This window comes from Flavobacterium muglaense (assembly GCF_014305155.1).
In the GTDB taxonomy this organism is placed as follows: domain Bacteria; phylum Bacteroidota; class Bacteroidia; order Flavobacteriales; family Flavobacteriaceae; genus Flavobacterium; species Flavobacterium muglaense.
Map to the genome: position 1 here is coordinate 59,315 of NZ_JACRUK010000013.1, position 11,882 is coordinate 71,196.

The 11,882-nt window shown below is 35.3% G+C and carries 16 protein-coding genes; all 16 read left to right on the forward strand.

The features are described 5' to 3' along the window. Nucleotides 1-33 precede the first annotated feature (33 nt). On the forward strand, nt 34-822 hold the full coding sequence (locus tag H8R24_RS07610) for a sulfite exporter TauE/SafE family protein (RefSeq protein ID WP_187017965.1): 789 nt from the start codon (nt 34-36) through the stop codon (nt 820-822). Nucleotides 823-990: 168 nt separating this feature from the next. Further along, nucleotides 991-2,403: an MBL fold metallo-hydrolase gene (locus tag H8R24_RS07615; RefSeq protein WP_187017966.1), complete on the forward strand. Its 1,413-nt coding sequence runs from the start codon at nt 991-993 to the stop codon at nt 2,401-2,403. A 45-nt stretch (nt 2,404-2,448) separates the two neighbouring features. Next, nucleotides 2,449-2,658 (forward strand): YgaP family membrane protein, encoded by a 210-nt coding sequence (locus tag H8R24_RS07620; RefSeq protein ID WP_187017967.1) that lies wholly within the window; start codon nt 2,449-2,451, stop codon nt 2,656-2,658. A 14-nt stretch (nt 2,659-2,672) separates the two neighbouring features. Continuing rightward, nucleotides 2,673-2,972: a DUF202 domain-containing protein gene (locus H8R24_RS07625; RefSeq protein WP_187017968.1), complete on the forward strand. Its 300-nt coding sequence runs from the start codon at nt 2,673-2,675 to the stop codon at nt 2,970-2,972. Then, nucleotides 2,965-3,795, forward strand: coding sequence for a methyltransferase domain-containing protein (locus H8R24_RS07630; RefSeq protein ID WP_187017969.1), 831 nt, complete (start codon nt 2,965-2,967; stop codon nt 3,793-3,795). The genes H8R24_RS07625 and H8R24_RS07630 overlap by 8 nt, the downstream gene beginning before the upstream one ends. Next, nucleotides 3,792-3,998: a hypothetical protein gene (locus H8R24_RS07635; protein ID WP_187017970.1), complete on the forward strand. Its 207-nt coding sequence runs from the start codon at nt 3,792-3,794 to the stop codon at nt 3,996-3,998. The genes H8R24_RS07630 and H8R24_RS07635 overlap by 4 nt, the downstream gene beginning before the upstream one ends. Next, complete coding sequence (gene trxA, locus H8R24_RS07640) at nt 3,991-4,293, forward strand: thioredoxin (RefSeq protein ID WP_187017971.1); 303 nt, start codon at nt 3,991-3,993, stop codon at nt 4,291-4,293. Before H8R24_RS07635 ends, trxA begins: the two co-directional genes overlap by 8 nt. Then, the gene (locus H8R24_RS07645; RefSeq protein ID WP_187017972.1) at nt 4,290-4,484 is read left to right on the forward strand and encodes a DUF6132 family protein; all 195 of its coding nucleotides are present in this window, start codon (nt 4,290-4,292) and stop codon (nt 4,482-4,484) included. The genes trxA and H8R24_RS07645 overlap by 4 nt, the downstream gene beginning before the upstream one ends. A gap of 62 nt (nt 4,485-4,546) precedes the next feature. Next, complete coding sequence (locus H8R24_RS07650) at nt 4,547-5,140, forward strand: TetR/AcrR family transcriptional regulator (protein ID WP_187017973.1); 594 nt, start codon at nt 4,547-4,549, stop codon at nt 5,138-5,140. Then, the gene (locus tag H8R24_RS07655) at nt 5,137-6,399 is read left to right on the forward strand and encodes a TolC family protein (protein WP_187017974.1); all 1,263 of its coding nucleotides are present in this window, start codon (nt 5,137-5,139) and stop codon (nt 6,397-6,399) included. Before H8R24_RS07650 ends, H8R24_RS07655 begins: the two co-directional genes overlap by 4 nt. 61 nt (nt 6,400-6,460) lie before the next feature. Further along, a complete protein-coding gene (locus tag H8R24_RS07660) occupies nt 6,461-7,339 on the forward strand; it encodes an HlyD family secretion protein (RefSeq protein WP_187017975.1) in 879 nt (292 codons plus the stop codon). A 106-nt stretch (nt 7,340-7,445) separates the two neighbouring features. Next, complete coding sequence (locus tag H8R24_RS07665; RefSeq protein ID WP_187017976.1) at nt 7,446-7,733, forward strand: cupin domain-containing protein; 288 nt, start codon at nt 7,446-7,448, stop codon at nt 7,731-7,733. Continuing rightward, nucleotides 7,733-8,644 carry an ABC transporter ATP-binding protein gene (locus H8R24_RS07670; protein ID WP_187017977.1) on the forward strand — a complete coding sequence of 304 codons (912 nt, stop codon included), beginning with the start codon at nt 7,733-7,735 and terminating at the stop codon, nt 8,642-8,644. The genes H8R24_RS07665 and H8R24_RS07670 overlap by 1 nt, the downstream gene beginning before the upstream one ends. A gap of 3 nt (nt 8,645-8,647) precedes the next feature. Further along, nucleotides 8,648-9,382 carry an ABC transporter ATP-binding protein gene (locus H8R24_RS07675; RefSeq protein WP_187017978.1) on the forward strand — a complete coding sequence of 245 codons (735 nt, stop codon included), beginning with the start codon at nt 8,648-8,650 and terminating at the stop codon, nt 9,380-9,382. Between the two features lie 77 nt (nt 9,383-9,459). Further along, nucleotides 9,460-10,566 carry an ABC transporter permease gene (locus H8R24_RS07680; protein WP_187017979.1) on the forward strand — a complete coding sequence of 369 codons (1,107 nt, stop codon included), beginning with the start codon at nt 9,460-9,462 and terminating at the stop codon, nt 10,564-10,566. Between the two features lie 160 nt (nt 10,567-10,726). Then, complete coding sequence (locus tag H8R24_RS07685; protein ID WP_187017980.1) at nt 10,727-11,851, forward strand: ABC transporter permease; 1,125 nt, start codon at nt 10,727-10,729, stop codon at nt 11,849-11,851. The last annotated feature ends 31 nt before the right edge of the window (nt 11,852-11,882 follow it).

An 11,882-nucleotide genomic window follows, 5' to 3' on the forward strand; every position in this document is an offset into this window, starting at 1 on the left:
AATACAAATCATCTTTGCCAGAAAATATAATACATGGAAATAGTAGGATACTTAGCTTCAATTATAATTGGACTTTCACTTGGCTTAATAGGTGGCGGTGGCTCCATACTTGCTGTACCTATTTTAGTCTATTTATTTCATGTACATCCAGAGCAGGCTACCAGCTACTCGCTTTTTATTGTTGGAATGACTTCTATGATTGGTTCCTATAGCCACTACCGTTTAGGAAATTTAAAAATTAAATCGGCTTTAGTATTTGCCATTCCATCCATTCTTTCGTTGCTTTTTATTCGAAAAATGGTATTGCATTTAATTCCCGATTCTTTATTTTACATTCAAACTTTTGAGGTGACAAAAAACCTCGTTATCATGGTTGTTTTTGCCTTATTGATGATCGCAACCTCCATTTCGATGATTAGAAAATCAAAAAGACAAGAAGAGCAAGTGGTTGTTAATTTTAAAATGCTGGCTATTATTGGTTTTTTGGTGGGATTGATAATTGGTTTCCTAGGTGCTGGAGGCGGATTTTTAATTATTCCTGCCTTATTATTCTTTGCCAACTTACCTATTAAACAAGCCGTAGGAACCTCTCTTTTTATCATATTTATCAATTCATTAATTGGTTTTGGTGGTGATTTAATAGGCGGTGTACATCTTGACTTTAAACTGCTATTTCTGATCTCTTTTATGGCTATCATTGGTCTCTTTATAGGAACTCAGCTATCTAAAAAAATTGATGGAGCCAAATTAAAACCGGCTTTTGGTTGGTTTGTTTTGGTTATGGGGATTTATATTATTGCCAAAGAAATTATATTCAAATAAGAACATCGGTGCTGCTGTACTGATAAATATCATACCACATACGAATCTATTTCAGTACCTTTGTTTTAAAGGAATTTCACTTGAAAAAAAGCTGTTTATGTAACATTAGTCACGTTCTATTACAAACACAACAATTACCTTTGCAATACAATAATTAAAAATACTATCATGACAATAGAACAAATATATACAGGATGTTTAGCACAAGGTGCTTACTATATCACTTCAAATGGAGAAGCTGCAATTATAGATCCACTTCGTGAGGTGCAACCTTATCTTGAAAGATTAGAAAGAGACAAAGTCAAATTAAAATATATTTTTGAAACCCATTTTCATGCTGACTTCGTTTCGGGACATGTGGATTTGAGTAAAGAAACTGGAGCACCAATTGTTTACGGACCAACAGCAAGTCCAGAATTTGAAGCTATTATCGCTACAGACGGACAAGAATTTACTATTGGAAACATCACAATAAAAGCATTGCATACTCCTGGTCATACCATGGAAAGCACCACTTATTTACTAATTGATGAAAACGAAAAAAATCATGCTATCTTTTCTGGAGACACTTTATTTATAGGTGATGTAGGAAGACCTGACTTAGCTCAAAAAGCAGAACACATGACTCAAGAACAGTTGGCAGCTACATTATTTCATTCTTTAAGAGATAAAGTAATGACGCTGGCTGATGATGTGATCGTTTACCCTGCGCATGGTGCTGGTAGTGCTTGCGGAAAAAATATGAGTAAAGAAACGGTAGGAACTATTGGGAACCAAAAAGAAACCAATTATGCTTTAAGAGCTAATATGACCGAAGCTGAATTCATCAAAGAAGTAACCGATGGCTTATTGCCTCCTCCTGCTTATTTTGGAATGAATGTAGCCATGAATAAACAAGGATACGAAAGCTTTGAAACGGTATTAAACAATGGTATGAGAGCCATTGCTGTCAATGATTTTGAGGCTGTTGCCGAAGATACTGGTGCACTAATTCTCGATACTCGTAAAAATGGCGTTTTTGCCAAAGGATTTATTCCGCAATCGATCAATATAGGTATCGACGGTGATTTTGCGCCTTGGGTAGGTGCCTTGATTGCCGATGTAAAACAACCTATTATACTTGTAACCGAAATAGGTCAAGAAGAAGAGTCAGTAACTCGATTGAGCCGCGTAGGTTTTGATCATTTAATTGGTCACCTTGACGGCGGATTTGAGGCTTGGGCCAAAGCAAAAAAAGAAATCGATACCGTAAATAGAATTACAGCTGATCAATTTAATACCGAAGTAAAAATTGGCGAAAGCAAAGTAATTGACATTCGTAAAGAAACAGAATATGCTGCTGAACATGTTGACGAAGCGTACAGTAAGCCATTGTCAAATATTAATGACTGGGTTAAGGACATTGACCCTAAAGAGCCTTTCTTTTTGCATTGTGCCGGCGGATACCGTAGCATGATTGCAGCTTCTATTTTGCAAGCTAGAGGTTTTAGAAACTTTAAAGAAATTGAAGGCGGTTTTAATGCTATTGCAAAAACAACAATACCAAAAACTGATTTTGTTTGTCAGAGTAAAACACTCTAATACACTACCAAAAACAAATTAATATCCACTTATAAAATTTATATTATGAAAAAAAATATGGGTCTAGCCGATAAATCAATCCGAGTAATTATTGCTTTTGTAATTGCAGTTTTGTACTTTACAGATACAATTAGCGGAACAATAGCTTTAGTTCTTGGTGCTTTCGCAGCCATTTTTATAATTACTAGCTTTATAAGTTTTTGCCCGTTATATGCTCCTTTCGGAATCAGTACGTGCAAGAAAGAAACCAAATAATATCAAACTCAAATATGACTGAACCAATCGATAAAAAATTAATTTTAAGAGAAAGCCTGGCTTTACAAAGAACCACTTTGGCAAATCAAACCACACTTTTAGCTTTTTTACGTACCGCAATGTACTTTGCAGTAGCTGGATTAAGTACTCGAAATGTATTGCAAATTGAAAATAGTTTTTTAATCGAATTGGCTTTTTATAGCATTTCATTCGTCATTTTAGTCTTAGGAATTTTGAATTTCTTTAAACATAAAAAAATGATTTCTGAGAACAGAAAACATGTAGGTGACTACAAATTACAATATTATGAGTAATGACCTCCCAAATAATGCAGAACAGCAACTTGATCAAAACTATTGGGATGCTAAATACCAAACTAAAGCAACGGGTTGGGACTTAGGACTTGTTTCTCCGCCTATCAAAGCCTATATCGATACTTTACAAGATAAAAATATCGCTATTTTGATACCGGGTTGCGGCAACACCTATGAAGCATCGTACTTGCTAGAGCAAGGTTTTACTAATATAACCGTAATTGATATTGCGCCAACCTTAGTAAAAATAATTGAAGAAAAGTTCATTACCAATACGCATATCCAAGTTCTTTTAGGCGATTACTTTCAGCATCAAGGTCGTTATGATTTGATTATTGAACAAACGTTTTTTTGTGCCTTACCTCCTAGTATGCGTCAAAAATATGTTTGGAAAACACACGATCTTCTTGCCGAAAACGGCATTCTAGCTGGATTGCTATTTAATCGAATTTTTAACTTAGGACCTCCTTTTGGCGGAAGCCAAAAAGAATACGAACCGCTTTTTTACAGTGCGTTTCATTTCTTGAATATGGATGTAGCATACAATTCAATTGCGCCAAGAGCCAACTCGGAATTGTTTATCGAATTGCAAAAAAACAAGAATGTTACAGTCGTGCTGTATGCTTTAAACGGAATAAAAACAGCTGCTGTAGCTCAAGAAATCAGTTCGGAAATAGCAAAAATGCCTGCTGTATTAAATACATCGATTAATATTGATTTTACTGAAATAGTTATAGTAAGTGAAACCGTACTAGATCTAAAAGAATTACAAAAAACAATAGCAACCGATGGTGCATATACCATCACAACAATAGCATTATGAAACAAATACTTTTTACAAACTGGCATCCCATGCGCTGGATTCGTCTAGCAATAGGTATCTTTTTTATTCAGCAAGCTTTTCAGTACGAATTGTTTCTACTGGGTTTTGTTGCTGCATTTTTCTTATTTCAAGCCGTTTTTAACACTGGATGTCATTTAAACGGATGCGAAGTTCCATCCTATAAAAACAATAAAGATGAGTAGTTTTAATACCCTAATAAATACTGACAAACCAGTCTTAGTAGACTTTTTTGCCACTTGGTGTGGCCCTTGCAAAGTCCTTGGTCCTATTTTAAAAGAGGTCAAAGATCAACTAGCTGATGGGATTTCAATTATCAAAATTGACGTTGACAAAAACCAACAACTAGCTGCTCAATACCAAGTACGTGGCGTTCCTACCATGATTTTATTCCAAAACGGAAAACAATTATGGAGACAATCTGGGGTTGTTCAAAAAAGCGACATCCTAAAAATTATTTTAGAAAAAAGTAATTCATGACCAGAAAAGCAATGATCATTACTGGAGCTGGTATAGCAGTTGGAGCCATTGCAGGATACGCATACTACCATTTTGTAGGCTGTGTATCTGGAACTTGCGCCATTACCTCCAAACCCCTAAACTCCACATTATATGGAAGTTTAATGGGGGGATTAATTTTCAATATATTTGTAAAATCAGAAAAAAAGTAATTCAATTGCTTTTTTTTTCTATCTTTGTTAACCAAACGGTTAAACTAAAAAGTTAATATAAAATGACCACCGAAGAAAAAATATTTAACGCGGCTCGAATTGTTTTCCAAAAGAAAGGATTTGCTGGTGCACGCATGCAAGAAATTGCAGATGAAGCGGGCATCAATAAAGCCATGCTGCATTATTGTTTTAAAAACAAGCAACTGTTATTTGAGGCCGTGTTCAAGAATGCTTTTTCGCAGCTAGCGCCACAAATCAATGCCATCTTTAGTTCTAATGAGACCATTTTTGAAAAAATAAAACAATTCACCCACAGTTACATTTCGTTTGTGATTGTGAACCCCTTTTTACCTCCTTTTGTGATTCAAGAAATGAATAACAATCCCGAATTTGTTAAAAATTTTTTCAAAAATGAAAACAGTCCTAATCCGTACTTATTAATTGATCAAATCAAAAAAGAAATCGACTTAGGCATCATAAAACCTATGAATCCAAAACAATTAGTACTGGATATCTTTTCGATGACCGTTTTCCCATTTGCAGCCCAAATGATGGTAAAAGGAATTTTGCATCTCGATGATGCCGAGTTCAATCTCATGATGGAAGAACGAAAAACGACCATTGCCGAACAAATTATTAATTCGATAAAAAAATGAAAAAAATAATTTTAATTTTATTCTTAGCCATTCCAATATTTGCTGAAGCACAAACTACTTTGTCGCTCGAGGATTGTTATGCATTAGCCAATACCAATTATCCTTTGGCCAAACAAAACGCCTTATTGCAACAAAAATCAGACTTGGAAACCGAAGCCTTGAACACCGGAAAATTACCCAAAATTGATTTAAACGCACAAGCCACTTATCAATCGGCAGTGACGCAATTGCCTATTGCATTACCAAACGTTACGATAAATCCACCCAATAAAGACCAATACAAAGCTACCGTTGATTTTAGTCAGTTGTTGTATAATGGCGGTTTAATTGATGCTTCCGCAAAAATAAAAGAAGCACAAACCAAATTGCAACAACAGCAAACGGAAGTGAGTTTGTACCAATTAAAAAGCCGCATCAACCAATTGTACTTTTCTGCCTTATTGTTACAAGAACGTCACAATTTACTTGCGGACAAAGACAAACAATTAGATTCGAAAATTAAAGAGGTAAAAGCAGGCGTGAAATTTGGCGCCATTCTGCCCGCCTCGGAAAAAGTACTAGAAGCCGAAAAAATAAAAATCAAACAACAACTTACTGAAATTCGATTTGATAAAAATAGAGCTTTACAAAGTTTGTCGCTCCTTACCTATTCTACTATTGATGAAAAAGTTACTTTGGTTCAACCAAAAACTACTACAGTTTATACCAGCGAAAACAATCGCCCTGAACTTAAATTATTCGACTTACAAAACGAGCAAATCAATCTTTCGAAAAGTTTAATTACAAAAAACAATTTGCCTAAAATAAATGCTTTTGGCCAAGCAGGTTATGGAAATCCTGGTTTAAACATGCTAGACAATTCGTTTCAACCCTTTTACATTTTGGGTGTAAAAGCCAATTGGAATGTATTTGATTGGAATAAATCCAAAACAGAACAACAAGCATTAACCGTTTCGGAAGCTATTGTGACTACTGAGAAAGAAACTTTTGAACTCAATACCAAGTTACAATTGCAAGAAATGGAAAACGAAATCAAGAAAACAGAGGAGATCATCACTACCGATTTTGAAATAATAGATTTGAGAGAATACGTAGTTAAATCTTCGGATGCGCAACTCAAAAACGGAGTCATTACCGCATCTGAATATTTGGTGGAACTCACTAATTTATTCGAAGCAAAAACAAACGAAAAACTCCACCAAATTCAATTGGCTTTAGCTAAGGCAAATTATCAAGTGATTACAAACAATTATAAATGATGAATTATAAATTTTGAATGTTTCAACTGTTGAACTTTCTTAATTCAAATATAAAATAAACATGAAAAAAACACTCGCATTATTGATTCTCGCTTCTTTGCTTTCTTGTAATAAAAACGATGACAAAGCAGATGGATACGGAAATTTTGAAGCTACTGAAGTAACGATTTCGGCGGAAGCCAATGGGAAACTAATTTCTTTCAACATCGAAGAAGGAAGCGTTTTAGAACCCAACACCCAAATAGGACTAGTTGATACCACGCAATTGTACTGGAACAAGCAGCAACTTATTGCTAGTAGAAATACCGTTTTTTCTAAATCAAAAAACGTATTATCACAAGATCAAGTGTTGCAAGAACAATTAAAAACGACTTTGATCGAAAAAAAAAGAATCGAAAATATGTATGCCGAAAATGCTGCTACAAAACGACAACTGGACGAAGTGGTGGGAAAAGTAAACGTATTAAAAGAGCAGATGAAAAGCGTAGGCACACAAAACGCACCTATCACAAACGAGGCGAAATCTATTGACGTACAAATTGAAAAAATAAACGATCAAATCGCTAAAAGCAAAATTGTAAACCCAATAAAAGGGACAGTTTTAGCCAAATATGCCGAGCCAAATGAAATTACCGCTTTTGGAAAACCATTGTATAAAATTGCCGATATATCCGAAATGACCTTGCGTGTGTACATCAGCGAGACACAATTGCCTAAAATAAAAATAGGTCAAAAAGTGGCGGTAAAAATTGACTCGGGATCAGAGATGAAAGACTATTCAGGAACTATTTCTTGGATATCGGCTTCGGCTGAATTTAGTCCGAAAATCATTCAAACCAAAGAAGAACGCGTCAATCTTGTTTATGCTATCAAGATAAAAGTAAAAAATGACGGCAGCCTAAAAATAGGAATGCCTGCCGAAATGTGGATAGCCCCCTAACCCCAAAGGGGGAATAAAAAATAATCCTACATGGTTGATAAAACTTTGTAAGTATCTACAAAAAGTAAAAACTACTTTTTATTTTAAAACTTTTAATACAAACAAAATGAACTTAAAAGACAATCATACCGATACAAAAGCCGTACAAACAGCAGTACTTTTCTCCGCTACCGAAGGCAAAGTGATTTCGTTGCAAATTGCAGCAGGAGAACAACTAAAAGAACACATCACTAAAGTCCCTGTACTTCTAGTTTGTGTTTCAGGAAATGCCGTTTACACCGATGAAAAAGAAACGGTTATTCCATTGAAATCCGGTGACTACGTGAATATAGAACCCAATGTAAAACACAAACTCGACGCGATCGAACTTAGTAATTTTTTATTGATAAAATAATGAGCATTCAAGTCCAAAATATATCCAAATCCTACCAAAACAACCTGGCGGTGAACGCCCTTACTTTTGAAGTAAAGGAAGGAGAATTATTTGGACTAATAGGTCCTGATGGCGCTGGAAAAACAACGCTTTTCCGCATCCTAACTACGCTCCTACTTGCTAATGAAGGAACAGCAACTGTGGCGGGTTTTGATGTGGTCAAAGACTATAAATCTATCCGGTCTGTTGTGGGATATATGCCCGGAAAATTCTCGTTATACCAAGATTTAACCATCGAAGAAAACTTGAATTTCTTTGCCACTATATTCGGAACCAAATTAGAAGAAAATTACGACCTCATCAAGGATATTTATGTTCAAATTGAGCCTTTCAAAAAAAGGCGTGCCGGCAAACTATCTGGAGGAATGAAACAAAAACTAGCTTTGTGTTGTGCTTTAATTCACAAACCTAAAGTGTTGTTTCTTGATGAACCCACAACTGGTGTTGATCCCGTTTCTCGAAAAGAATTTTGGGAAATGCTGAAACGCTTGCAGCAAAAAGGAATCACCATCCTCGTCTCGACCCCTTACATGGATGAGGCTGCACTTTGTGACCGAATTGCACTGATCCAAAAAGGAAGTATTTTAAAAATTGATACACCTGACCAAATTATTCAGAATTACGACAAAACGATCTATGATGTACAGTCCAAAAACACGCATCAATTGCTTCATGATTTAAAAAATTATCCCACACAATACAGTGTTTTTGCTTTTGGAGAATTCATCCATTATATCGACAAAAACGAAGCATTTAATTCGGACGAATTAGAAAATTATCTCAAAGAAAAAGGACATCAAGAACTTGTCATTAAAAAATCCAAAACCACAATTGAAGATGTATTCATGGATTTAACAAACCTAAAACAATAAATTGTGAGCGAGGAAAACATCATATCAGTACACAACCTCAGCAAGGTTTTTGGCGATTTCACGGCAGTGAATACCATTTCTTTTGACGTAAAAAAAGGGGAGATTTTCGGATTTCTAGGAGCAAATGGCGCCGGAAAAACAACCGCTATGAAAATGCTAATCGGGATTTCAAAACCCAGTTCGGGCGATGCCATTGTGGCAGGATTTGATGTCAAAACCCAGTCAGAAATGGTCAAGAAAAGCATAGGTTACATGAGTCAAAAATTCTCGATGTATGATGATCTAACCATCAAGGAAAATATCACTTTTTTTGGTGGAATTTACGGATTGAGTAAAGTACAAATCAAAGAAAAAACAAAAAAATTAATAGAAGAATTACAACTCGAAGCTGTAGCCAGCAAGCTCGTGGGTTCGCTACCGCTAGGCTGGAAACAAAAACTAGCGTTCTCGGTCGCTTTATTGCACGAGCCTAAAATTGTATTTCTAGATGAACCTACGGGTGGCGTAGATCCTATTACGAGACGACAGTTTTGGGAAATGATTTATGCCGAAGCACACAAAGGAACCACCTTATTCGTAACCACGCATTATATGGATGAAGCCGAATATTGTGACCGTGTTTCTATTATGGTCGAAGGAAAAATTGAAGCCTTAGACACACCAAAAAATCTAAAAAAACAATATAATGTCGATTCTATGAATGCTGTTTTTCTAAAATTGGCCAGAAACATAGAGTAAGATTAAAGAAGAAAGATCAAAGAGGACAGAAAATAGACTGCGATCACTTTAAACCTGAAACTTTAAACAAAATAAAAATGAAGCGATTTATCGGTTTTGTAACCAAAGAATTTTACCATATTTTCAGAGATAAACGCTCGATGTTTATTCTTTTTGGGATGCCTATTGCTCAAATTATGCTGTTTGGTTTTGCAATTACAAACGAAATCAACAACGTAAACATTGCAATATTAGACCAATCCAAAGACAATGAAACACACAAAATCATCAATAAAATAAGTGCTTCACCCTATTTTCATATTGAACAAGAAATAAACAGCGAAGCCCAAATTGAATCTATTTTCAAAAAAGGGAAAGTAAAAGCGGTACTTGTTTTTCAAAACAATTTCATCAAAGATTTACAAACTAAAAAACAAGCAAAAGTCCAAATCATAACAGATGCCACTGACCCCAATATTGCCAATACCATTACCAATTATATCAATGCCATTTTGCAAAACTACCTGCTGGAAAACAATGCCATAAACCAACCCAATTACCAAATTCAAACCCAAACCCAATTGTATTATAATCCAGAACTCAAGAGTGTTTTTACCTTTGTTCCCGGTGTAATGACGGTGATCTTAATGCTGGTTTCGGCTATGATGACGTCTATTTCCATCACCCGAGAAAAAGAATTGGGTACCATGGAAATCCTATTGGTTTCCCCACTAAATCCCTTGCAAGTCATTCTAGGAAAAGTATTTCCATACATCTTCCTTTCCGTTATAAATGCAATTGTGATTGTAACTTTAGGCGTTTTTGTGTTTGGCATGCCGGTTCAAGGCAGTCTTTTTTTATTGGCGCTAGAAAGCATTTTGTTCATCATCACAGCATTGTCATTAGGCATCCTCATTTCAACGGTTTCTAACTCGCAACAAACCGCCATGATGCTATCGTTAATGGGACTCATGTTGCCCGTGATTATTTTGTCAGGGTTTATATTCCCTATTTCAAGCATGCCACTCCCCTTGCAAATCATCAGTAATATTATACCGGCTAAATGGTTTATCATCATCATAAAAGCCATCATGCTCAAAGGAGCAACGATTCAAATTATTTGGAAAGAAACCTTAATCTTAATTGGAATGACGTTGTTTTTTATTGGATTAAGCATCAAAAAATATAAAATTAGATTGGAGTAAAGATTAGAATATTTTTTTGGAGCTATTTCCTGCTTTACGCTTCAATCTTTTCTCTCGTAAAAAAACGAGAGAAAAGGATTTCCACTTCAATCAGGGCTAAAAAAAAACGCATAATCAGCGCTAAAAAATACCTGATTTGCTCAGCACTAAAAAATAAAAAATGAGAACGATTTTATTCATCATACAAAAGGAATTCAGGCAAATCTTTAGAAATAAAGCCATGTTGCCTATTATATTTGTTTTGCCTTTTATACAGTTATTAGTGCTATCTAATGCGGCGAGTTTTGAGGTCAAAAACATCAAATTCTCTTATGTAGACAACGACCATTCGGCTGCATCAAGAGAATTGATTAGTAAATTTCAATCGTCAAGTTACTTCGTGATGGTCGATGCGTTTTCTTCCAAAAAAGAAGCCAACGTACAAATGCAAAAAGGAAAAGTGGATGTGATACTAGAAATCCCAAATCATTTTGAGAGCTATCTCGTCGCTGATAAAAAAGCATCTTTGGCCGTAAGCATCAACGCCATTGACGGAGCCGCCGCAGGAGTTACAAATGTGTATATCACCCAAATCATAAACAGTTACAATCAAAAAACACAAAGCAAACTCTATCAATACAACGACAATAGTTTTGTACAACCACAAAGCATCATCACCATTCCGTCTTTCTGGTTCAATAACAATTTGAATTATAAAACATTGATGGTTCCTGGTATTTTAGTTTTATTGGTAACCATGCTTACCCTATTTCTTGCTGCCATGAATATTGTACGTGAAAAAGAAATGGGCACTTTGGAACAAATCAATGTTACCCCTATTAAAAAACACCAATTCATCATTGGTAAACTGTTTCCTTTTTGGGTTTTAGGATTGTTTATTTTAACCATTGGCTTGGTCATTGCAAAACTAGCATTCCAAATCCCGATAGTAGGTAATATTGGTTTGATCTATTTGTTTACGGCTGTGTATTTATTGGTCATTCTGGGGCTTGGATTGTTTATTTCTAATTATACTGACACCCAACAACAAGCCATGTTTATTGCTTGGTTTTTAACGGTGATTTTTATCTTAATGAGCGGATTATTCACTCCCATAGAAAGCATGCCCGTATGGGCACAACAAATCACTCGTTTCAATCCCATTCGCTATTTTGTAGAAATCATTAGAATGGTAATGCTCAAAGGAGCCACTTTTAGCGATATCTCAACTCCTTTTTTTATTATTGCATTTTATGCTTTTGCAATCAATGGACTAGCCGTTTGGAGCTATAAAAAAACGAATTAACCTACTAGTAGATTAATTCGTTTTTTATTCT